The organism is Agrobacterium tumefaciens str. B6, assembly GCF_001541315.1.
Classification (GTDB): domain Bacteria; phylum Pseudomonadota; class Alphaproteobacteria; order Rhizobiales; family Rhizobiaceae; genus Agrobacterium; species Agrobacterium radiobacter.
The window spans coordinates 92,801-116,032 of record NZ_LMVK01000009.1; the positions used below are offsets into that span (position 1 = coordinate 92,801).

Annotated in this window: 20 protein-coding genes; 7 read left to right on the top strand and 13 right to left on the bottom strand. The window is 59.7% G+C overall.

The window, feature by feature from the left end:
* The gene (locus ASB65_RS08860) at positions 1-1,596 is read right to left on the bottom strand and encodes an ABC transporter substrate-binding protein (protein ID WP_060723708.1); all 1,596 of its coding nucleotides are present in this window, start codon (positions 1,594-1,596) and stop codon (positions 1-3) included.
* Between the two features lie 236 nt (positions 1,597-1,832).
* Between ASB65_RS08860 and ASB65_RS08865 the strand changes: the two genes are divergently transcribed.
* Positions 1,833-2,873 carry a dipeptidase gene (locus tag ASB65_RS08865; protein WP_060723732.1) on the top strand — a complete coding sequence of 347 codons (1,041 nt, stop codon included), beginning with the start codon at positions 1,833-1,835 and terminating at the stop codon, positions 2,871-2,873.
* 58 nt (positions 2,874-2,931) lie between these two features.
* Here the strand turns inward: ASB65_RS08865 and ASB65_RS08870 are convergent, their stop codons facing one another.
* Positions 2,932-3,225 carry a hypothetical protein gene (locus tag ASB65_RS08870; protein ID WP_003503976.1) on the bottom strand — a complete coding sequence of 98 codons (294 nt, stop codon included), beginning with the start codon at positions 3,223-3,225 and terminating at the stop codon, positions 2,932-2,934.
* 275 nt (positions 3,226-3,500) lie between these two features.
* Between ASB65_RS08870 and mprF the strand changes: the two genes are divergently transcribed.
* From mprF to ASB65_RS08885, 3 genes are all read left to right on the top strand, one after another.
* A complete protein-coding gene (mprF, locus tag ASB65_RS08875; RefSeq protein ID WP_060723709.1) occupies positions 3,501-6,101 on the top strand; it encodes a bifunctional lysylphosphatidylglycerol flippase/synthetase MprF in 2,601 nt (866 codons plus the stop codon).
* A complete protein-coding gene (locus tag ASB65_RS08880; protein ID WP_060723710.1) occupies positions 6,098-7,468 on the top strand; it encodes a virulence factor in 1,371 nt (456 codons plus the stop codon). The genes mprF and ASB65_RS08880 overlap by 4 nt, the downstream gene beginning before the upstream one ends.
* A gap of 297 nt (positions 7,469-7,765) precedes the next feature.
* Positions 7,766-9,094, top strand: coding sequence for a telomere resolvase (locus tag ASB65_RS08885; protein ID WP_060723711.1), 1,329 nt, complete (start codon positions 7,766-7,768; stop codon positions 9,092-9,094).
* A gap of 106 nt (positions 9,095-9,200) precedes the next feature.
* On the opposite strand, the gene ASB65_RS08890 is transcribed toward ASB65_RS08885, so the two are convergent.
* The 7 genes from ASB65_RS08890 to graD form a co-directional block, all read right to left on the bottom strand.
* Entirely contained in the window at positions 9,201-10,487 is a 1,287-nt protein-coding gene (locus tag ASB65_RS08890) for an MFS transporter (RefSeq protein ID WP_060723712.1), read from the bottom strand.
* Positions 10,488-10,707: 220 nt separating this feature from the next.
* A complete protein-coding gene (locus ASB65_RS08895; protein ID WP_035212644.1) occupies positions 10,708-11,046 on the bottom strand; it encodes a YciI family protein in 339 nt (112 codons plus the stop codon).
* Positions 11,043-11,930 (bottom strand): hydroxyquinol 1,2-dioxygenase, encoded by an 888-nt coding sequence (gene graB / locus ASB65_RS08900; protein ID WP_060723713.1) that lies wholly within the window; start codon positions 11,928-11,930, stop codon positions 11,043-11,045. Before graB ends, ASB65_RS08895 begins: the two co-directional genes overlap by 4 nt.
* A 12-nt stretch (positions 11,931-11,942) precedes the next feature.
* Positions 11,943-12,998, bottom strand: coding sequence for a maleylacetate reductase (graC, locus tag ASB65_RS08905; RefSeq protein ID WP_060723714.1), 1,056 nt, complete (start codon positions 12,996-12,998; stop codon positions 11,943-11,945).
* Positions 12,999-13,001: 3 nt separating this feature from the next.
* Entirely contained in the window at positions 13,002-13,985 is a 984-nt protein-coding gene (gene tsdA, locus ASB65_RS08910; protein ID WP_060723715.1) for a gamma-resorcylate decarboxylase, read from the bottom strand.
* A gap of 46 nt (positions 13,986-14,031) precedes the next feature.
* The gene (gene graA / locus ASB65_RS08915; RefSeq protein ID WP_060723716.1) at positions 14,032-15,261 is read right to left on the bottom strand and encodes an FADH(2)-dependent resorcinol hydroxylase oxygenase component; all 1,230 of its coding nucleotides are present in this window, start codon (positions 15,259-15,261) and stop codon (positions 14,032-14,034) included.
* Between the two features lie 79 nt (positions 15,262-15,340).
* A complete protein-coding gene (gene graD, locus ASB65_RS08920; RefSeq protein WP_003503955.1) occupies positions 15,341-15,880 on the bottom strand; it encodes an FADH(2)-dependent resorcinol hydroxylase reductase component in 540 nt (179 codons plus the stop codon).
* Between the two features lie 205 nt (positions 15,881-16,085).
* Here graD and ASB65_RS08925 point away from each other — a divergent pair, with 205 nt between their 5' ends.
* Both ASB65_RS08925 and ASB65_RS08930 read left to right on the top strand, forming a co-directional pair.
* Positions 16,086-16,517 carry a MarR family winged helix-turn-helix transcriptional regulator gene (locus ASB65_RS08925; protein WP_003503954.1) on the top strand — a complete coding sequence of 144 codons (432 nt, stop codon included), beginning with the start codon at positions 16,086-16,088 and terminating at the stop codon, positions 16,515-16,517.
* A 138-nt stretch (positions 16,518-16,655) separates the two neighbouring features.
* Positions 16,656-17,045 carry a hypothetical protein gene (locus tag ASB65_RS08930; RefSeq protein ID WP_060723717.1) on the top strand — a complete coding sequence of 130 codons (390 nt, stop codon included), beginning with the start codon at positions 16,656-16,658 and terminating at the stop codon, positions 17,043-17,045.
* A 124-nt stretch (positions 17,046-17,169) separates the two neighbouring features.
* Here the strand turns inward: ASB65_RS08930 and ASB65_RS08935 are convergent, their stop codons facing one another.
* From ASB65_RS08935 to ASB65_RS08950, 4 genes are all read right to left on the bottom strand, one after another.
* A complete protein-coding gene (locus ASB65_RS08935) occupies positions 17,170-17,799 on the bottom strand; it encodes an outer membrane protein (protein WP_060723733.1) in 630 nt (209 codons plus the stop codon).
* A gap of 283 nt (positions 17,800-18,082) precedes the next feature.
* Complete coding sequence (locus ASB65_RS08940) at positions 18,083-19,483, bottom strand: sensor histidine kinase (RefSeq protein ID WP_174014739.1); 1,401 nt, start codon at positions 19,481-19,483, stop codon at positions 18,083-18,085.
* A 35-nt stretch (positions 19,484-19,518) separates the two neighbouring features.
* Positions 19,519-20,193, bottom strand: a complete 675-nt coding sequence (locus tag ASB65_RS08945) for a response regulator transcription factor (protein ID WP_060723719.1) — start codon at positions 20,191-20,193, stop codon at positions 19,519-19,521.
* A 157-nt stretch (positions 20,194-20,350) separates the two neighbouring features.
* Positions 20,351-20,983, bottom strand: coding sequence for a TetR/AcrR family transcriptional regulator (locus ASB65_RS08950; RefSeq protein ID WP_060723720.1), 633 nt, complete (start codon positions 20,981-20,983; stop codon positions 20,351-20,353).
* A 141-nt stretch (positions 20,984-21,124) separates the two neighbouring features.
* On the opposite strand from ASB65_RS08950, the gene ASB65_RS08955 reads away from it, so the two are divergent.
* Positions 21,125-23,161: an NADH:flavin oxidoreductase gene (locus ASB65_RS08955; protein WP_060723721.1), complete on the top strand. Its 2,037-nt coding sequence runs from the start codon at positions 21,125-21,127 to the stop codon at positions 23,159-23,161.
* Positions 23,162-23,232 lie beyond the last annotated feature (71 nt).

Here is a 23,232-nt window from a genome sequence, read left to right on the forward strand (position 1 = left end):
TTACGCTTTCTTAGCATCGTGGTAGGAATTGCCCTCGGAGAGAACGCCGAGTTCAAAGCCGGAAACGCCCTTGCGGAACGCGGCCGTCTTGCTCCACTGGAACATGAAGACGAAGGGGCTGTTTTCCATGTGCTCGCGCTGCAGCGCTTCATAAAGCTCCACGCGCTTTGCCGGGTCCTTCTCGTCACGGGCGGCTTCCGCCTTGGCGGCGAAATCGTCGTTCTTGAAACGCGAACGCCACAGGAAGGGCTTCGACTTGGCGTCGTCGCCATTGTCCTTGTTGATGTTGAAGACATCGGCGTTGGAATGCGGATCGAAATAATCCGTGCCCCATGCGGAAAGCGCCATCTGGTGTTCGCGAGCGCGCATCTTGGTCAGGACCTGACGGTTCTCAGCAGACTGCAGACGCACCTTGATGCCGATATCGGCAAGATTTGCCTGGATGGCCTGCGCCAGATCCGGGTAAGGCTGGGCGGAATAGTGATCCATGGTGATTTCGAAACCGTCGGCAAGACCGGCTTCCGCCATCAGCGCCTTGGCCTTTTCGACATCGCGCTGGTACGGCGTGTCGTTGACGGCGCCGGGGAAACCTTCCGGCTCGAAGCTCTGGTGGACCTTGTGGGACAGCGGCACGATGTTTTCCTGCATGCCCTTGTAGTCCAGCGCCCATTTGATCGCCTGCCAGACCTGCGGCTTGGCAAGGTTCTCATTGCCCTGATTGAGCGAGATCAGCACCAGCGAGGCAATGCTCTTGCGCTCCAGCTCGATGTTCGCGTCGTTCTGGGCGCTGCGCAGCTGTTCCGAGGTGAGGTCGCGGGCAATGTCGATATCGCCCTTCTGCAGCATGAGAAGCTGGGAAGACGGATCGGTGACGTGGCGCAGCACGATACGCTTGATATTGCCCTTGTAAGGACCGTTCGGGTTGACGGTGAGTGCTACGCTTTCGCTCGGCTTCCAGGCCTGCAGCATGAAATCGCCGGAACCGGCGCTGTTCTTCTGCAGCCAGCCATTGCCGAGGTCTTCGCCCGAAGCATTGGCAAGAACCGCCTTCTTTTCGACGATCGCGCCGATGTTGGCGGAGAGGCAATAGAGCAGGAAGGAGATGGCGGTCGGCTTTGCCGTCGTCAGCTTCACCGTCTTGTCGTCGGCGGCAACGATGGTCGTCTCGGCATTTTCAGGCGTGAAACCGAACTGGCTGATGATGAAGGCCGGGCTCTTGTTCATCTTGATGGCGCGCTGCAGCGAGAAGGCAACGTCTTCCGCCGTGACTTTCGCACCGCTCGAGAAGGTTGCCTCGTCACCGATCACGAAGGTGAAGACCTTGCTGTCCGCATCGGCTTCCCAGGATTTCGCGATGACCGGATCGACCTTGGTGGAGTCTTCGCGGTTTGCACGCACCAGCTTCTGGTACATGTTGGAGATGATTTCACCGCCCACGGCTTCGAAACCTTCATGCGGATCAAGGCTCGTCATATTGTCCAGCTGCTGGGCGACCACCAGAATATCCTTGGGCGTTGCGGCAAAGGCCGGAATGCGCGCATAGGACAGGAACGGTACGGCAGCGCCGGCAATCAGCAGGTTGCGTCTTGAAATCATCGAAAATCCCCTTTCGGACCTTATTTTTCGGAAACGGTATGGGTTCGCCCCAATCCAGTCATTTTTTTTATGTTTTCCCGCGATTACCACGAGCAAACGAGGCGCGACCAATTCCAAATTTGGCAGAGCCTATGCACGGATTGCATTTGCTCCGACCTTGACCTTTCCTCTACCAATTCTCAAAAGTCTGAATAGGTGCGCGCCCGCGCCCTCCCCCTATCCGAAGGTGAATGACCATGACCGATCAAAAACCCGTACCCGTCTTCGACGGCCACAACGACGTGCTTCTGCGGTTATGGCGATCGGGCAATGCCTCTCCCGAAACGCTCCTCATCGAAGGGGATACCGTCGGCCACATCGATCTTCCGCGCGCGAAGAAAGGCGGCCTCGCTGGCGGCCTCTGCGCCGCCTATGTGCCTTCACCCAGCATGGACAAGGACGCTAACGGCGACTATCCGACACCCACCGAGGCGGACGCGCTGAAGGCGACGCTCGCCATGGCCGGCCTTTTGTTCCGGGCCGAGAAACAATCAGCAGGCGCGCTCAAGGTCTGCCGCACGGCCGCCGATATCCGCGATGCCATGGCGAAAGGCGCTTTCGCCTCCGTCTTCCATATCGAGGGCGCGGAAGCGATCGGCGCTGATCTGGATGCGCTTTACGTTCTCTACGAAGCGGGCCTTCGCACGCTTGGACCGGTCTGGAGCCGCCCGAACATCTTCGCTTACGGCGTGCCCTTCCGTTTCCCCTCGACGCCGGATATCGGCCCCGGCCTGACGGAAGCCGGCAAGCGGCTGATAAAGACCTGCAACGAACTGAAAATCATGATCGACCTGTCGCACATGAACGAGCAGGGTTTCTGGGATATCGCCAAGATATCGGATGCGCCGCTGGTGGCATCCCATTCCAACGCCTATGCACTCTGCAATCACAGCCGTAACCTGACGGATCGTCAGCTGGACGCCATCCGTGACACGGGCGGTCTCGCCGGCATCAATTTCGGCGTTCTGTTCCTGCGCCAGGACGGCGTGAAGAACCCGAATACCGATCTGAACGAGCTGGTGCGCCATGTAGACTACATCGTCAACCGTATCGGCATCGATCATGTCGCACTCGGCTCGGATTTCGACGGCACCACCATTCCCGCCGCCATGAAGGATGCAGCCGACCTGCAATTGCTGGTCCAGGCCTTGCGAAACGGTGGTTACGACGACGAGGCGCTTGCCAAGATCTGCCACGGCAACTGGATCCGCGTGCTCGAAAAAACCTGGGGCGCGTGAGGCGTAAATTGCAATTCGTCTCCGGCGCTGAGCGCCGGAGACAGGAAGCGGCAGGCCCTTAAGCCTTTGCCGCTTTTTTCTTGCCGCTCGCCCGGAAAGCCAGAAGCCCGGCGACAACACCGATCATCGCCCATTTCATCGGCAGCACATCCGCCGTCTCGCTGCGGATCGGCAAAACGGTCACGGTGCCCGGACGGGATTCATAACCCATCTGCCCTTTCGCCTTGGCCTCCGCAATCTGTTGCGGCGAAACGACCCATTCGGCACCGCGCATCTTGTCCACCGCCATGTATCCGCCACCGGCCACGAGGGCGACGACGAGTGAAACAACTATTCTTGTGGGCATGTTCATTGGCATCTCCTTCAATCGAAAGGAGCGTGTAATCGCATCAAACGGCACCACCAAGCAACCACAACGGTCAATTTGCCGCCTTTCGGAACAATCCCGTAAACCATGCATTCTATAGTTGTATTTCTCGCTCCAGACTTGTTGAAATTCGCGCATGATCGGGCACAAACTTCACATCGACACTTCATGCTTTTCTGCTAATCACATTTCCGCAACAGAAACGAATTAGCGACACAATCCTATGGTTCGCCAACAGGAACGGGCGCTGGGCAAAGTAAATGGCAGACAAGAGCGAAATTACACAAACCGATGTTACTGAATCCGCGGTTGAAAGCTTTTTTGCCAGAAACCGTCCTTATCTGACCGCGATTGCCATCACGCTGGTCTTCGTGATGATGACCTTCGCCATCTATCACCTGACCTCCGAAGTCCGTTATGACGACGTCATCGATGCGCTGACGCAGACCTCGGCTTCGGCGGTGCTGCTCGCCATCGTTTTCACCGCGCTCAGCTTTCTGGCGCTGATATTCTATGACGCCAATGCGATCGAATATATCGGCCGCAAGCTGCCCTTTCCGCCCATGGCCGCAACGGCCTTCGCGGCCTATGCCATCGGCAATACCGCCGGTTTTGGCCCTTTGAGCGGTGGCGCCATCCGCTTTCGCGCCTATTCGCGGCTGGGTCTGTCGCCCGGCGAAATCGCCCGCGTCATCGCCTTCGTCACGCTGTCCTTCGGGCTTGGCCTGCTTTCGGTCAGCGCGATCTCCACCTTCATCGTTGCACCGCGCATCGCCGCCATTATCGGCGTTGATGCCGTCATCCTCAGAGGTGCGGCGCTCGCCATCATCGCGGTTCTCGTGGTGGCGGCCTATGTCGGGCGTAACGGGCACGCGATCCGGCTCGGCAAATGGCGGCTGCGCCTCCCCGACAGCCGGACATCGTCGCGCCAGTTCCTCGTCTCCGCCTTCGATATCGCCGCCTCCGCCTCCGTGCTTTATGTCCTCCTGCCCGACACGCATCTCGGCTGGCCGACATTCTTCGCAATCTACGCCACCGCCGTCGGCCTCGGCGTCCTCAGCCATGTGCCGGCCGGCCTTGGCGTCTTCGAAACCGTGATGGTCGCGGGGCTTGGCAACGCCATCAGCGTCGACCAGCTGCTCGGAAGCCTCGTTCTCTACCGCGTGATCTATCACGTCCTGCCGCTTGTGGTGGCCATTCTGGTCATGCTCGTCTCGGAGATGAAGCAGTTCGCGGCAAAGCCTGTTGTCTCCGATATCAGCCAGCTTGCCGTGCGGCTCGCGCCGCCGCTGTTATCGACCTTCGCGATGATCCTCGGCACCATGCTGATCTTCTCGAGCGTGACGCCGACACCCGACAGCAATCTGGATTTCCTGTCCAATTTCGTGCCGCTGCCGATCGTTGAGGCGGCGCATTTTCTGACCAGCATTCTCGGCCTCGTGCTTGTCGTCGCCTCGCGCGGCCTCGGGCAGCGGCTGGATGGCGCCTGGTGGATTGCGCTGGTCGCCGCCTCGCTGGCGCTGGTTCTCTCCCTCCTCAAGGCCATTGCCGTGTTCGAAGCCGCCATTCTCGGCGTCTTCATTGCGGCACTTTCCGTCAATATGCGCAGCTTCAACCGCCATGCCTCGCTGGTGAAACAGGCGCTGGGCCCAAGCTGGCTCGCCGCCATGGCCGTCATTATTGCCGGCGCAGCGACAATCCTGCTCTTCGTTTACCGCGACACGGATTACAGCCAGACATTATGGTGGCAGTTCGAATTCTCAGAGGAAGCGCCGCGCGGATTGCGCGCCCTTTTAGGCCTCGTGCTTGCGTCCTCCACCATCGCCATTTTCAGCCTGATGCGGCCGGTGGCCTTCCGGCCGGACGCCATCAAGGCCGACGACGTCACGAGCGCAACCGGCATCGTCATGACACAGGATGCGGCCGACGCCAATCTGGTGCGCATGGGCGACAAGCATGTGATGTTTTCCGAAAGCGGCAACGCCTTCATCATGTACGGCATTCAGGGCCGCTCCTGGATCGCGTTTGCCGATCCGGTCGGCGATGAGGATGATTTCCCGGATCTGGTCTGGCAATTTGTGGAAGCCGCCCGCGCTGCCGGTGCACGCGCCGCCTTCTATCAGATTTCACCTTTCCTCCTCTCCCATTGCGCCGATGCGGGCCTGCGCGCCTTCAAGCTGGGCGAACTGGCGCTGGTCGATCTCACCGCATTCGAGCTGAAGGGCGGCAAGCTCGCCAATCTTCGCCAGTCGCTGAGCCGCGGCGCGCGCGACGGACTGACCTTCGAGGTGATCGAGCAAGCGCAGGTAGCGGATATTATGGATGAGCTGAAACAGGTGTCCGACGGCTGGCTCGCCCACCACAATACCCGGGAAAAGCGCTTCTCGCTCGGCGCCTTCGAGCCGGATTACATCCTGTCGCAACCCGTCGCCGTGCTGCGCAAGGATGGAAAGATCACCGCTTTCGCCAATCTGATGGTGACCGCCACGAAAAAGGAAGCCACCGTCGATCTCATGCGTTTTTCGCCGGATGCGCCGCGCGGCTCGATGGATTTTCTCTTCGTCAGCATCATGCAATATCTGCGCGAGGCCGGCTATGAGAGCTTCAATCTCGGCATGGCGCCGATGTCCGGCATGTCGAAGCGCGATGCGGCGCCCGTCTGGGACCGCATCGGCAGCACGCTGTTCGAACACGGCGAACGTTTCTACAACTTCAAGGGACTTCGCGCCTTCAAGGCAAAGTTCCACCCGAAATGGGAACCGCGTTACCTCGCCGTGCAGAATGGCGCAGACGCCGCTCTGGCGCTGATGGACGCGACGGTTCTGATTAGCGGCGGCGTCAGAGGAGTAATCGGAAAATGAGAAAATCCAGCGTGTTGAAAGCGGTCCTTGCCGCCTCCGCCCTGTTTGCCTCCACCGCAGTTTTTGCTGAGGACAAGCCCGCTTACGAGACTGGCATGATCCCCGCCGAGCACATCATGGTGCCGGATGGCGAAATTCTCGCCAGCGTCTTCCTGATTTCCGACGCGGATGGATGGACGAGCGCCGACGAGACCCGCGCCAAGACGCTGGTGGAAAAGGGCGCCGCCGTGGTCGGCATTGACTTCAGGGAATATCTGAAGGCGCTCGAGGCCGATGAAGACGAATGCATCTATATGATCTCGGACATCGAGTCGCTGTCGCAGCAGATCCAGCGCACCGCCGGCACCAGCAGCTATCGCCAGCCCATCCTCTCCGGCATCGGCAAGGGCGGAACGCTGGCACTGGCGATGATTGCGCAGAGCCCGGTCTCCACCGTGCGGGAAGCCATCGCCGTCGACCCCAAGGCAGGCCTGCCGCTGGAGAATATCCTCTGCACCCCCGCCACCAAGGACAAGGCGGATGGTGAAACGGTCTATGGCCTGACCGATGGCCCGCTGCCCGCCCCCGTGAGCGTGCTGTTCACGCCGGCTGCGGACCAGAAGGGCCGCGATCACGTCAACGCACTCGTCAAGCTGCATCCCGATATCGACGTGACGGATGTGGATGACAAGGCGGACGAGGTTCTGACCCAGACCCTGTCCGACCACATCGACGCCGCAGGCGACACCGACAGCCCGCTCGGTCTGCCGATCAAGGTTCTGGAAACCAGCCCGGTCATGGACACCATGGCGGTGATCTATTCCGGCGACGGCGGCTGGCGCGATCTCGATGAAGAGGTGGGCGGCGCATTGCAGAAGCAGGGTATTCCCGTGATCGGCGTCGATGCGCTGCGTTATTTCTGGAAAGAAAAACAGCCACAGGAAGTGGCGGGCGACCTTGCACGCATCATCGACACCTATCGCAAGGAATGGAAGGTTCGCAACGTCGTGCTGATCGGCTATTCCTTCGGTGCCGACATCATTCCCGCCACCTATAACCTCCTGCCGGAACGGGCGAAATCACATGTCGTGCAGCTCACTCTCATGGGCCTGTCCACGGAAGTGGATTTCGAAATTTCCGTTCAGGGCTGGCTCGGCGTTGCCGGAGAGGGCAAGGGCGGCAAGACCGTGGATGATATCGCCAAGATCGATCCGAAACTGGTGCAGTGCATCTATGGTACGGAGGAAGAGGATGAAGACCCCTGCCCCGGCCTGAAGGCGAAGGGCGTGGAAACGCTCGGCATCGAAGGCGGCCATCATTTCGACGAGGATTACGAGGCGCTTGCCAACAAGATCGTGGCAGCGCTGAAGACCCGACTGCCGAAGTAAGCCGGCCAATCGCGGCAGGCTTGGCAGACATTCCGAAGCCGCGCGGATAATTCCGCTGGATTTTACCGGTATGAACCATGGAAGCCGGCAGCATTTTCCAGCTTCCTGGGCGAGCGACGCCGCTCGGAAACCGTTTCCCATATTTTCCTAAATCACCGCCATGCTTGCGGAATCGGTCAAACTATTATTCAAAAGAAATCGGCCTGCGGCGAATGTTCATCATATTCCCGCAACCATGCTGTTGTTGATCGCCAAAGATGGATTTTATATTTCCCGACCGGTTCAGGGAGCCGCCGCATGCCCGCCTTAAAACGAAAAACAAAAACACCGGTCCTCGTCGAACGCATCGATCAATTCGTTGGTGAGGTCAGGGAGGCGATGAAAAGCGATGAGACGCTGCGAAACAGAAAAATCCGTGATCTGTGGGATGCCGAGGTCCGCTATCATTTCGACAATGGCCGCACCGAAAAGACGCTCGAACTCTACATCATGAAATACCGCTATGCCCTGAAGGCTGAATTCGGCCCAAAGAGCACTCCGCTTGCCATCTGCAACATGAAGAAGCTGCGCGAGCGGCTGAAAACCTATATCGAACGGGCCGACTATCCGAAAAACGGCGTCGCGACATCGATTGTCGAAAAAATCGAGCGGGCGGAATTCAATACCGCCGGCCGCAAGCCGACCGTTCTTCTGCGCATCGCGGATTTCATTTCGGCGATGAATGGCATGGGAACGAAAGACGAGATGCAGACCCTGTGGAATGCTGAAATCAGCACCATGAAGGGCAGAGCCCAGACCACGATCATCTCCTATATCACCAAATATCGTAACGCCATCCGCGAGGCCTTCGGCGACGATCACCCGATGTTGAAGATCGCCACCGGCGATGCCGCGATGTATGACGATGCACGCCGGGTGAAGATGGAGAAGATCGCCAGAAAGCACGGCGCACTGATCACCTTCGAGAATTACCGGCAGGTTCTGAAGATCTGCGCCGATAAACTCCTGTCCGCCGATCCCCTGATGATCGGCATCGGCCTGATCGGCATGACCGGACGCCGCCCCTATGAGGTCTTTACCCAGGCGGAATTTTCACCTGCCCCCTATGGCAAGGGCGTTTCCAAATGGAGCCTCCTGTTCAACGGCCAGGCCAAGACGAAGCAGGGTGAGGGAACGAAATTCGGGGTGACCTATGAAATCCCGGTGCTTGCCCGCTCGGAAACCATTCTGGCTGCCTATAAGCGCCTGCGCGAAAGCGGGCAGGGAAAATTGTGGCATGGCATGTCGATCGATGATTTTTCTTCGGAAACCCGCCTGCTGCTCAGGGATACGGTCTTTAACCTTTTCGAGGATCTCTGGCCGAAGGAGGAGCTTCCCAAGCCGTATGGCCTCCGGCATCTCTATGCCGAGGTGGCCTTTCACAATTTCGCGCCGCCGCATGTGACCAAGAACAGCTATTTCGCCGCCATTCTCGGACACAACAATAACGACCTCGAAACGTCGCTTTCCTATATGACCTATACGCTGCCGGAAGATCGCGACGATGCGCTGGCACGGGCCAAACGCACAAACGAACGGACGTTGCAGCAGATGGCGACGATCGCACCGGTTTCCCGTAAGGCATGATGAGTTAGAGTTTTCTAGCATTCTCCGGGCGTAAAACCGCTCCGCAGCTTTGCCGGAAATGCTCCGGCCGCGGATTTCAGTCCTCCGCGGCCAGCCGTTTCATTCATCAAACCCGCGCGTCACCGGAGGTGCGGTAAAGCAGGGTCAATACCGTCAGCATCAGCCCCACGAGTGCGACCGACCCGAAAATGTAGAAATTCCATTCGGGCGCCAGACCACGCTGCAGCACGAGGCCGCCGATCATCGGGCCGGCAATGCCGCCGAGCCGACCGACCGCCAGCGAAAAGCCGAGACCCGTACCGCGAATATGGACGGGATAAAGCCGCCCGACCAGAACATTGGCGAGAATCTGCGTTCCGATGGTGCCCGCTCCCGCAAGGGCGACGAAGGCATAAAGAAGCGGACCCTTGTTCACCGTCAGGGCAAAGATCGAGGCGGCGCCGATGGCAAACAGGATCGCCACGACCACCTTGACGTTGCCTTTGTCAGCAAATCGCCCGCCGATGAGGATGCCGATCGCGGCCCCGACATTGAGCATGACGGAAAAGCTGAGCGCCGAACTGATGTCATAACCCATCCTGTTCATGATGGTGGGCAGCCAGTTGACCATGCCGAAGGTGAGAAGCAGCGAGCAGAAGTGGATGCCCCAGGCATTCAGCGTCGAGAGCAGCCGGCCTTCCGAGAACAGCGCGCCGACACCGCCCTTTTGAATTTTCGCATGCGGCGCGATGCGTTGCAAACCGTAGCTGTCGCAAATGCCGTCAGCCTCCGCCTGCCGGCCCTTGCTTGCCAGCCATTCCGGCGATTCCGGCAGAAACCGCATGAAGATCGGCAGAAGAACAAGCGGCAGACCGCCTATCAGCATCAAAGGCCGCCAGCCATAGGTCTCCAGAAGGAGGATGCCCATGACGCCGGAGATAATGCCGCCGATAAGATAACCGAGGAAGGACAGGGAATTGGCCTGCGCCCTGCGCTGCGGCGGCGAAAATTCCAGCACCAGCGCGGTAACCGTCGGCAACAGCGCGCCCAGCCCGAGACCGGCGAAGAAGCGCGTGATTTCGAAGGCGAGAAAATTCGGCGTCATGGCCGAGGCGATCATCATCGCCGAAAAACCGGCGAGGCTGAGAAGAACCACCTTCCGGCGGCCGATGCGATCGGCCATGGTGCCGGCAAACAGCGCGCCTAGCAGCATGCCCACCAGCGTCAGCGCCGCTGCGCGCCCGACCATGGCGGGGTTGAGCGCCCATGCGCTTTCTTTCAAGAGCGCCGGTGCGACCGCGCCATAAACGACGAGATCGTAACCGTCAAACATGATCATCAGGCCGCATGTCGCGATAACGCCGGCCGGGTTCTTCGTCCGCACTGACGCGGCGCTCAGATAATTCGTGTACATGTTCCTCCCTTTCACGCATGAACGCGCCATCCGGAATGGATAAGCGTCTTCCCGTCCCTGCGATATCCTCCGTGAGTGCCCGGCGTGCTCCACCCTGATATGTGTCCCGCTCCTGTCAAGCCACATATCGCCGGCATCACCCGCCTTCGATTAAATGTTGCATTTGCAAAAATTGCAAATGAAATATTAACAAACGCCAAGCACATCGCGCCGACGAAATTCAGTCGGGTTCCAGCCCGGAAATTATCGACAGTGTCGGCGTCCAGCTCAAAATATGAATGCGGTTATAGACACCGTGAATGACGAAGGGATCGGCATCGCTGAATGCGATGACGTCTTCGATCGAGAGCGCCTCGGCAATGATGAGTGCAGCGGAAGGACCGCCGGCGACGGCATTCATCGGGCCGGAAGCAAGAATTCTAAACCCTTCGGCCATGGCTTCGCCATTGCGCAGATGAGCCTTGTGAGCGCTCAACTGCGCCGCGCGCTCAACCGCCGCAGCGGGATCGCTCTCGGCAAAACGCACGTAAAGCCCGGGTCGATTACTCCCGCCGCTCATCGGGCGAGCACGAAATCATGGTTCACCGACCAGAACCAGTCGCTGACGAAACCCAGATCCCGCGCCTTCTTAACATCCTCCACCCGCTGGAAATCGGCGAGCAGACTTTCCTTCACGCCGAAGACCGCATCCGAACGGATATAGGGGTCATCGGGATCGAAAATATGCGTGACGAGCGTGGTAAAGCCTTCGGCCGAAACGATATAATGCAGATGCGCCGGCCGGTAAGGATGCCGTCCCATGGCCCGCAGCAGCAGCCCGACCGGGCCATCATCCGGGATAGGATAATATTTCGGCTTCGCCGCCCGGAACCAGTAGCGCCCGTCCTCGCCGGTGATGAAAACGCCGCGCAGGGTGAAATCGGGCTGGATGCCCTTCTGCTGCACGTCATAAAAACCTTCGTCATTGGCCTGCCAGACATCGATACGCGCACCGACGACCGGCGCTCCCCCGGTATCGAGGATGCGGCCCGTGACCACCATGTCCTCGCCCTTGCCATCGAGGCAGATGTTTGCACCCATCGGCATTTCCGGCGCATCGGCCACATGGAAGGGGCCGAGAACGGTCGATTCCGACGCACCGCTCGGCTTGCGATGGTTGATGGCGTCGACCAGCATGGAGACGCCGAGAATATCGGAAAACAGGATCCATTCCTGCCGCCATTCATTGCAGATCTGGCCGACCTCGGTGAGGAAATGAATGGCCTTCATCCACTCCTCCTCGGTCGGTTCGATTTCCTTCACCGCCTCGTGCAGCTTGCGCGTCACGACCGCCATGATTTCCATCAGACGCGGATCGTCACAATCGCGCATCCGCGCGATCACGGTTTCAGCCGAACGCTCCTCGACGAAGTAGCCGTCATCTCTGGTCATCTTCATATCCATCGTCTCCTCCCATTACTCCGGCCGCGCGCCCTCGAAGGCGCGTTGCAAAAGGTCGCGGATCGCAGTTTTTTCGATTGGCCGCGGGCACCAGTAAGGATTGGCCGTCGCCAGCTCTGCCATGGGGTCGAGATCGTCCGACCGGACCCCAAGAGCCGCAAGGCTTGCCGGCGCGCCAAGCCGGGCGGCAAAATCATAAAGCCCGGCCCCTGCCCTGCCGCCGACAAGAGCGGCGAGCGGTGCGAGCAGATCCGGCACCGCCTGTTCCACATAGGCGATGGTGTGTGGCAGAAGCACCGCATGGGTTTCCGCATGCGGCAGGTCGAGACTGCCGCCCAGCGTGTGACAAAGCTTGTGATGCAGCGACATGCCGACGGCGCCAAGCACCGAACCGCACAGCCACGCACCATAAAGCGTGGTTTCGCGCGCCTTGATATCCCGCGGCTCGGCCTTCACGCCGGGAAGGGCCTCGATCATCGCCCGCAGCCCCTCGACCGCCATCAGGCTGGCGATGGGATTGCGATCCCGCGCGTAGAGCGCCTCCGCCGCATGGGCCATGGCGTTGAGGCCGCTCGTCATGCTGATGGCGACAGGCAGCCCAAGCGTCAGTTCCGCATCGTAAATCACCACCTCCGGCAGGATTTCCGGCCCGCGCATGGTGGTCTTCACCCCGTTTTCCGTCTGGCCGAGAATGGGCGTCACCTCGGAACCGGCATAGGTGGTCGGAATGACGATCTGCGCCGTATCGGTGCGCAGCGCAATGGCCTTGCCGAGGCCGGTGGTGGAACCGCCGCCGAGCGCCACGACGCAATCCGCACCGGCGGTGCGATAGGCTTCGACCGCGTTTTTTGTCACCTCGACCGGCGTATGCATGGCCGCATCGGAGAAGACACCGGCAGCAAGCCGGCCGAGCCGGGCAGCAAGCGCCTCCGCGTCACCCTTCTGCTGCGGCGTGGAAAGCACCAGCGCCCGCGACAGGCCAAGGCGGCGGATTTCCTCCACCAAGCCCGCCGAGCTACCCGCGCCGAAAACGATACGGGCGGGAGCGGCCGTATAGACGAACGGCTGCATGGTTCAGTGCCCGTCAAGCTTGAACAGACGGCGCGCATTGGTGCGGCCGATCTTAACCCGATCGGCTTCGGCGATGGTTGTCGCATTAAACCAGTCGGAGGCGTGATCGATATTCTCGAAGGGCCAGTCGGTGGAAAACAGGATGCGATCCGCACCGATTTCCAGAATGGCGTCGATCAATGTCTGGGTGCGGAAGTTGCCCGAGGTGGTGATGTGGAAATTCTCGTTGAAATAATCCACGAAACGACGCTTGGCCGGATAACGCGGCGGCAGCTTCACCCAGGCATTACGATGGTCGATGCGCCACATCATGTAAGGCAGGCCCTCGCCCATATGGCCGAGAATGATGTTGAGACGCGGATGCTCGTCGAACAGGCCTGATGCCATCAGACGCAGCGCATGGACCGCCGTTTCCTGCGCGAAAGCCCAGGTGGGGCCAAGCAGCCAGGGATGGCCGTCATAGATGCGCGAATCCTGCGGCAGCGGATTGCGCGGATGCAGGTAGAAAGGCACGTCGAGCTTTTCGACTTCACCCCAGAACGGGCGATATTGTGGCAGATCGTAATAAAGCGGCGTCTGGCCATCGCCCTCCTGGCTGAAGCCGTTGACGAGCGCGCCGACGAAGCCGAGATCGTTGACGCAGCGCTGCAATTCCTCGGTTGCCGCATCGGGGTCCTGCAAAGGCAATGCTGCGAAGGCAAGGAAGCGATCCGGCCGCTTGGCGCATTCTTCGGCGAGAACGTCATTCGCCCGCCGCGCGCTTTCGATTGCCTTCTTCCTGTCAGGAATAGCCTGCACCGCCGGCGCATTGAGCGACAGGATCATGGTTTCGATGCCGTGCGCATCCATCAGCTTCAAGCGCGTATCCTGAATGTCGAGCAGGCGATGCTGCAATTCCTTCCAGTAGTCGCCGGGCACGAAACCGGCCGAATCCTGAAGTGTTTCCGGGATTGCGAAATGCTCCTCGAGAGCGACCTTGCCTTGCATGTAGTTTCCTCCGAATTCACTGTGTGATGTGCCGCCCGAGAGGCGATCAATATTGACCCTTGGGTTCCAGCCCGAGCATGCTCTGGCCGATCATCGTACCCACGGCATCCCAGTTCATGCTGATGTGGCGACCGACCGCGTTCGCATCCCGCCACGCCCGCTGCACGGGGTTGGAAAGATCGAGCCCGACGCCGCCGGTGGAATCGTTGAGCGCCTGCACGGCGCGCAGTGCCAGAGACACCGCAAAGGACTGGCCGCGACGGCTGAGAAGCCGGTCATCCACCGTAAATTCCGCCCGGCCTTCAACACGAGCCTGCGAGAGCGCCTGTGCCCGGGCAACATCGCGCAGCAGAATTTCGCACGCCGCATCGACGCTCGCGGCAGCTTCCGCGACGCGCAGCTGAATGGTCGGGAATTCGGCCATGCGATTATTGCCACCCGCCACCGCGCCGCGTGTGACCCGGCCGCCGACGTGATCGACATAGGCGGCAAGCGCACCCTTGGCCGCGCCGACGCCAGCCGCCGCGAGACAGGAGGGAATGCCGGTCAGAAGCGGCATGTTGAACAGGCCTTCCTCCGCATAATAATGCCCGCCGGGCGTCTTTCCGCTGGTGGCGTCGGGAAAGGTCAGAACCCGGTGTTCGGGAATAAAGACATCATCGAGAACGAGCGTCTTGGAACCCGTGCCGGCCAGGCCCACCACATGCCAGGTGTCTTCAATCACATATTGCCCGGCAGGAACGAGCAGGAAGGCCGGAACCGGTTTTCCTTCGCCCCGCGGCGGCAGGATGGCGGCACAGAGGGACCATTGCGCGTTTTCGCAGCCGGAGGCGAAGGCCCATTTGCCGCTCAGGCGGTAACCGCCATCGGCGAGCTCCGCCATCTTCACCGGCGCATAGGAACCGCACAGAAGCGCATCGGGGTTTTCACCCCAGACATCGGCCTGCGCCTCTTCCGGAAACATCGCCAGCAGCCATTGATGGGCCGACAGCAGGCCGGCGACCCAACCGGTCGACGCACAGGCGGCCGAAAGCTCGATATTAGCCTCGACCAGTTCGGCGAAATCTCCACCCTTGCCGCCGAAAGCGCGAGGTTTGACGATATCGAAATATCCAATGCCGCGCAGCGCCTCGATATGGCTTGCGGGAACACGCCGGGCCTCCTCCGTCTGTCTGGCGCTCATCCGGAAAAGATCGGCTATGCCGGCGACGCGGCTTGCGAGGCGGACACGCGGGTTCGTTTGCGCCGGCAGCGGCGCATGGCTCATATCGTTCATGATTGTCTCCTTCCGGACGTTACTGGCCGGACGTTGCTGGCCGGCGGTTATCCCGCCGGAATTGTCTGAGCGGTAATGATCAGGCGGGCAGGCTCGCGGGGCTTGCGGCGCAATATTGGGCGTTTTCGTAAAGCAGCGGCCGCGTCGTCTCGCTGACATCGGCCGAAACCACCTGGCCGATAAAGACGGTATGGGTTCCATAGGGCATGGCAGCAACCCGACGGCAGGCGATTGCGGCATGGGCCGTCGGCAGATAGAGAACGCCATTGTCATGGCGCTGCCATTGACCGTCGCGGAAACGCTCTTCCGGCGGCACCTTGCCGCTAAAGGCATCCGACAGGGCCATCTGGTCCTGCGTCAGCACATTGACGATGAAATCAGGCCGGCACAGCAGCAATTCATGCAGCAGGGTGCGATTGTTCAGGCAAACCAGCAGAGACGGCGGCTCCATCGAAACTGAAGTGACAGCCGTAACCGTCATGCCGTGGTCGCGCTGATCACCCGAAGCACAGGCCGTAATGACGGTTACGGTGGCTGGAAAACGGCGCATCGTCGAACGAAAATTCTGGCCGACGCCTTCGGGTGCAAGGCCGCTCAGGCCAAACAATGCTGATGTCATGAGATCCTCCCAAATCCTGCGTTCTTATTTATTTGCGTTTGCAACATTTGTCAATGCAAATGTTTTTCGTCATTTATTGAGCGAGCGAGGACCTCGCATTCCCCGTCTTGTGGGGCGAAGCTATTGAAACCGATGGATTGTGCCGGTACAGCCGATAGGCGCACATCAGCATTTGCGCAAATGGTTCTCAAACGGGGATTTGCTCGTGTCTTATCAATTCACCGACTCGGTACCCTACCTGCTCAACTGGGTGGGCGTTCGGCTTGGCGAGCGCTTTTCCGTGAGACTGGCCTCCTATGACATCACCCTGCCGATGTACCGCGTGCTGGCGACGCTGCGGCAGCAGGAGAGCAAGACGCTGACCGAGCTTTCGGACATGGTGTCTGTGGAAATTTCCACACTGTCCCGGCTCGTTGGGCTCATGGTCCGGCGTAACCTCGTCAGCCGTGAACGGCCTCTCGACAATGCCCGCATCGTGCGCATCACCCTCACCCCGAAGGGTGAGGAACTGGCCGATGAACTCATGCCTATCGCCGCCATGTTCGAAAAAACCGCCATCGAAGGTCTCGATCCCACTGAGGCAAAACTTTTCAAAAGCATCCTGCGCCATATCGGCCGCAACATCGCCGGCCTCTGACACAGATAGCCGGCGAACTAGCTCTCCAGCTGAGACCGATCGGCAGTCACGGCCCGCCCAACGATCTTCCCGTGCAATGTACTTGCAACAAGCTGTTCCTATCCCTGCGGTATGTCCCCGCAGCTGAAAGGAATTTCCATGTCCAGCAGAGCATCACTCGCAGTCCCGACAGCAATTATCCTTATCGCCGGCGCGTCCATGCTGCTCACGGCCTGCGCCTCGACCGTCATGAAAAGCTATATCGGCGCGCCCATTACCAGCGTGATGCTGGACTATGGGCCGCCGGACAATATTTACAGCCTGGGTCCCGGCCAGCAGGCCTTTCAATGGCGGAAGAAAAAGACACAGGTCGTTGCCGGGTCATCGAGTGGTGAGGTGCGGACAACGCGGCGCGGTGAGCGATATGAAGTGTCGGAAACGCCAGGTTATGTCGAACGCATCGATTGCTATTATACGTTCTATACGCGCAGTTCCGGCAACGAGTGGTACGTAACAAGCTTCCGGCAGCCTTCGCTTGAATGCGAATAATCATTTCCGGATTTCATCCGGCGCCGCATGTTTTGCGGTCCATGCTGTTCTACCGCCGCCTTCACGCTGAAAGCGGCGGTTTTCTTTTGAAAATTCTCCCTGGGCCTGTCATGGGGCGGGCCGATCAGAAACGATAGTTCAGGCCGGCCTTGATGACATGATCGCTGACATCGGTCTTCGACCTGCCGCTTGAAGTCGTCGTGGCCACATTTCCTGTGCTCAAATAATTATATTCAAACTTTGCCGACAGGCCGCCGCCGAAGCTCTGTTCGACGCCTGCCCCGACCAGATAGCCCTGTTTCCAGCCATCGGGACCCGTCACGCCATTGCCGTCCTTGAACTTCGTCGTGGTCAGGCCGGCAGTGCCGTAAATGAGCGTCTGGTCAAGCGCCACGCCGGCCTTCATCTTGGCCGCGCCGCGGAAACGCTCCCGCAACCGGCCGTTGGGCACACGCGCCTCATTTCCGAGATAGGAACCTTCGAGTTCCGCGCCGACCACGCCCGAGCCGAACTGGAAGTTATAACCGGCCTGAACACCGCCCGTCAGGCCGCGGCCGCTGGCCAATGGGTTGAATTTCGGGGAAGCGACGCCACCATGCACACCGACATAGGCCCCGTCCCAGGAGAAGGCCGGCTGACTGCCATAATCGAAGGACTGCTGCGTATTATAGTTCGTAAGATCGGCGGAATAGGCATTGCCTGCAACCGCAACAGCGACGGTCGCGGCGACAAGCGATTTCTTGATGATCGACATGAATGACTCCAGACGAAACCGATGCGCCTTCTTCCGGCGCAGCCAAGTTTCAGTTCGCGTTGAAGAACCGGAAACCGGCTCCCGTTTGTCTGCTGCGCCGGCCGACATGACGTGTGGATGCGCTCAGCAGATAAGGGGATTTTCCCCGCGAGAATTGCGCTTGCATTGCATGGAGCGCGCATTATTCAAAATAATCTATTTATTTAAACAAGTTAGAGGAATTTCCTTAACCAAATCGCAAGTAATTTCGTCATCGGAGCTCGTTCGCCGAGAATCTCATCAGCTAAACGGTGCCAGCCGCAATGCCTTTTGAGGCGATCGAGCGAATTTCGAGCCGAACACAAAAGCCGGGATCGAGATCGAGGAACAAGACACGGCCGCAATGAAGCTCCGCTGCCTTCTGGACCAGATTCAACCCAAGGCCGGCTCCGGGCGAGTTGGTGTTGATCCGATGAAACGGCTCGAATACCTGCTCACGTTCGGAGACCGGGATGCCCGGCCCTTCATCACGGACCTCAATCGCACCTGCCGGGTCGACCCGGATCGTGATTGCGCCTCTGCCGCCCGCATGATCGATTGCATTGCGCAGGAGGTTGACGACCGCCATCTCGATAATTGATGCCTGCACCGTAAAGATGGCCGCATCCGCGCTTGGCTCGAAATCGAATTCATATCCGGCATCCATTGCAATCGGGGCAAGGTCTGTTGCGATGCGTTCGACAAGCTTATTGAGATCCCGCGGCTCCGCCGGCAGTTCCACCGCACCCACAGCCTGCATCTCCAGCAACTGATGCGCAACGCGGGTGAGGCGATCGATATCAGCCCTGATCTGATGGCTCAGCGCGTCATCGGGCAAGAGGTCGGCTCTGGTGCGTACGATTGCGATCGGCGTCCTGAGCTCATGCGCCGCATCGGCGAGAAAGCGGTTACGGCGATTATACCCGTCATCAAGCCTCGACAGCGCGACGTTGAAGGCATCCACCAGCGGGATGATTTCAAGGGGAACTTTCGAACGGTCGATACGCTCGGAGCGGTTCTCGAAATCGATGGACTGCGCCTGCTTCACGGTTTCCATCAGCCCGCTCAGGGAGCGCCCGACCGCCCGCGGGGTCACGAGCAATGTCGCGATGCCCGTCAGGATCAGCATGGGCACGACGGCGATGAGGATGATGAAGCCCAGCGCCGGCGGCAGCACGGTAAGCCAACGGATGGCGCCCTCGGCATCCTTTTCCAGGTCCAGCTGAACATTGATCCAGATACTCAGACCGTCGTTGGGAATTCCTTCCTCCGTCCCGGCAATGAACTGAAGCCGGCCGGCGGCTGTATCCCGGTTTTCCACGGTTGCGCGGAGCGTTCCGGCCGCTTCCAGGCGTGCGCGGTCAAAACTCAGGGGAAACACCGCCGACAGGGCGGGCGGCGGGACAACGCCATATTGCAATACGATGTCATCGGCGTCGCGCACCACAAACCAGAGATTTGGATAGCGCCGTTTCAGCTCCGCCAGCTCCGGCGTCGCCGACAATTGCGGCCTGCCCTCTCCATCCTTTGTCACGCTCTCCGCGACGATGCGGGCGGCCTCTTCATTCGCACCTTCCAGCCGCGGATCGATGATCCATATCCAGCCGATGAGAAGGATGACGAAAAGGACGAGCAGGAATGCCTGCAGTGCAAAAAGGCGCTTCATCAGCCCCCATCGCAGGGATCGATCGGGCGCTCTCTTCATGTCTTCGACCGGATGAGGTAACCGATATTGCGCACGGCTCTTATTTCCACCGTGGCTTCCGCCTCCGCCAGCTTTTTCCTGATACGGGAAATGTGCGCATCGAGAGCGTTGGACTCGATCTCGTCATCAAGCGTATAGACCGCCTCGATCAGGTTCGACCGCGTGACGATGCGGTTCGGACGCCGCATCAGCGCTTCAAGCACCAGATATTCCCGACGCCGCAACTCGATGATGGAGCCGGCAATGCTGACTTCATTGGCGCGCGGGTCAATGCTCAGATTTCCGAAATGCGCATATTTGTCGGAAAGAGAAGGGCCGCGTCTGTGGAGCGCCCTGAGGCGGGCGAGCAGCTCCTCGATCGCAAAGGGCTTGGCAAGATAATCATCCGCCCCGGCATCGAGCCCATCGACACGATGATCGACACTGCCAAGCGCCGTCAGAACAAGGATGGGCACGGTATGTCTGCTCCGGCGAAGCGAAGCCACGAGGTTAAGCCCCTCGCCATCGGGAAGGCGGCGATCCAGAACCAGAACATCGTAAGACCCGTCCCGCGCAAGGGCGTCAGCGTCGCTGATGGTGCTGACATGATCAGCAAGCACATCGCGCCGGCGCAGGGCTTCGAGAAGCGCGCGCGCCATTTCGGGTTCATCCTCAAGAAGCAAGATTCGCAATGACGTTCCCCAGATGAATCCTTGCCATCCCCCACCACTGTTCGCTGAATGTTGCAGCTACATTGCAGGAGGACGGACAGACAATTCGTCTTGTATCACCTTGCCTGTCACGATCCGACGGCATTGCGCGTGTTTTCGCGACATCATCGCGTCAGGTTCAGGAACCCGGCCTGTACCCATGCCTTGCATAAAACCGGTCAAGCTCACGCTGCCGAGGCGCCTCGCCGGTATAGATGGCGATATAGTCCGGAATTCTCTGCATCCGCACCCCCACATCTTCCTCGGACTGCATGGAAATATAGCCGATCTGCACCAGATAGGTCGTCCGGGCACGCACATCCGCCGTGTTTTCATTGTGGCCGAACCGCACGAACATGCGTGAAAGCGCCGCCATTCTCATCTCGTCAGCCTTGCGAACTTCCGCAAGAATCTCATCGGACTGAAGAGCCCAGCTTCGAACCGCGAATTCAAATCTGCTGTCGAAAAGCGAGGAATCCAGCCAGCAATCGAAAACATTCAGCATGGCTTCGGCAAGCGTCTCGGCATAGGCTTCCGACTGCCTGACGATGTTCCCGGTATTTTTTTCCCGCCAGCGGGCGACGAGTGCGGCCAGCAATTCCTCCCGGTCCTTGAAAAACCAGTAGAAGCTCGTGCGCGACAGATTGAGCTTTTTCGCCAATGGCAGGATTTTGACTGAATCCACGCCCGATTCCAGCAAAGCCTGATAGGCGGCCTCAAGCCACCCCTCCTGCGATCCACGCCAACCGGTGTCGTTCAATGTCGCTTCCATGACCGGTTCGTAGCAAATTGGTCTCTGCGCGACAAGCGGATGTACACCTATGTCGAAAAAAAAGACAATTGTGCTTTGTAAATTGACACAAGTGTACATTTCCGCTTAGCCTTGGGACAGAAACCCTTTTTGGAGCAGGCTATGTCGAGTGATCCCCTTCTTCAGCCCTACCAGCTAAAACACCTCACGCTGCGCAACCGCATCATCGTCACGTCGCACGAGCCCGCTTATCCCGAGGACGGCATGCCGAAGGGGCGTTACCGCGCCTACACGGTGGAGCGGGCGAAGGGCGGCGTTGCGCTCACAATGACGGCCGGCTCCGCCGCTGTCTCCAGGGACAGCCCGCCCGTTTTCAACAATCTGCTCGTCTACAAGGATGAGATCGTCCCGTGGATCCGGGAAATGACCGACGCCGTGCATGAAGAGGGCGCGGCGATCATGATCCAGCTCACGCATCTCGGCCGCCGCACCCGCTGGGACAAAGGCGACTGGCTGCCGATCCTTGCGCCGTCACATCACCGCGAAGCGGCGCATCGGGCTTTTCCGAAGAAGATCGAGGACTGGGATATCGAGCGTATCATCAAGGACTTCGCCGACGCCGCGGAACGCATGAAGGCGGGTGGGATGGACGGTGTGGAGCTGGAAGCCTATGGCCATCTGATCGACCAGTTCGTCTCGCCGCTGACCAACGAACTGGACGGCCCCTATGGCGGCCCGCTTGAAAACCGCATGCGCTTTTGTCTCGACGTTTTCAGGGCGATGCGCGAACGCGTGGGCGACGATTTCATCCTCGGTGTCCGTTATACCGCCGACGAATGTCTCGAGGGCGGCACCGGAAAGGCTGAGGGCATCGAAATCGCCAGACGGTTGAAGGACAGCGGCCTTATCGATTATCTCAATGTCATCAGGGGCCATATCGACACCGACCCGGGCCTGACCGACGTCATCCCCATTCAGGGCATGGCCAACGCGCCGCATCTCGATTTCGCCGGTGAAATCCGCGCCGCGACCAGCTTCCCGACATTCCACGCCGCCAAGATCCCCGATGTCGCCACCGCCCGCCACGCCATCGCTGCCGGCAAGGTGGACATGGTGGGCATGACCCGCGCGCACATGACCGATCCGCATATCGTGCGCAAGATCATGGAAAAACGGGAGGATGATATTCGCCCCTGTGTTGGCGCCAATTACTGTCTCGACCGCATCTATCAGGGCGGTCTCGCCTTCTGCATCCATAATGCGGCAACGGGCCGTGAGGAAACCATGCCGCACGAGATACCCAAAGCGGCAGAACGCCGGAAGGTGGTGATTGTCGGCGCAGGGCCGGCCGGGCTCGAGGCCGCACGCGTCTGCGCCGAACGCGGCCATGAGGTCGTCGTTTTCGAGGCCGCCAACAATCCCGGCGGCCAGATCCGGCTGACGGCGCAAAGCGAACGCCGCCGTGAGATGATCAGCATCATCGACTGGCGCATGAGCCAGTGCGAAAGACTGGGCGTCACCTTTCACTTCAACAACTGGGCGGAGGCGGACACGGTTCTCTCGGAGAACCCAGAGGTGGTCATCATCGCCACCGGCGGCTTGCCGCATATCGATGTGCTTTCCAGAGGCAACGATCTCGTGGTCTCGGCCTGGGATATCATTTCCGGCGACGTCAAGCCGGGAACGAATGTGCTGGTTTTCGACGACGCTGGCGACCATGCCGGCCTGCAGGCCGCCGAATGTCTGGCAAAGGCTGGGGCGAAAGTGGAGATCATGACGCCTGACCGCGCCTTCGCCCCGGAAGTCATGGCCATGAACCTCGTTCCCTATATGCGCTCCCTGCAAAAGCTCGATGTCACCTTCACCGTTACCTACCGGCTGGAAGCCGCGGAAAGAAACGGCAATCAGCTTATCGCCCATGTCGGCAGCGATTATGGCGGCGTGACGAAATCGAGGACCGTCGACCAGATCGTCGTCAACCACGGCACGATCCCGCTGGATGACCTTTATTTCGACCTCAAGCCCGGCTCGAAGAACCTTGGCGAAATCTCCTACGACGCCCTGCTTGCGGGAACCACCCAAACGGTCGAGCGCAATCCTGATGGCGCCTACCGGCTCTTTCGGATCGGCGATGCGGTCGCCGCGCGCAATACCCATGCGGCAATCTACGATGCGCTTCGTCTGGCAAAGGACATTTGAGGCTGGCGTTCCCGACACACAGAGGCAGACCAAAGCTGCCTCTGTCGCAATGAAATCCTGAATGCGGGACC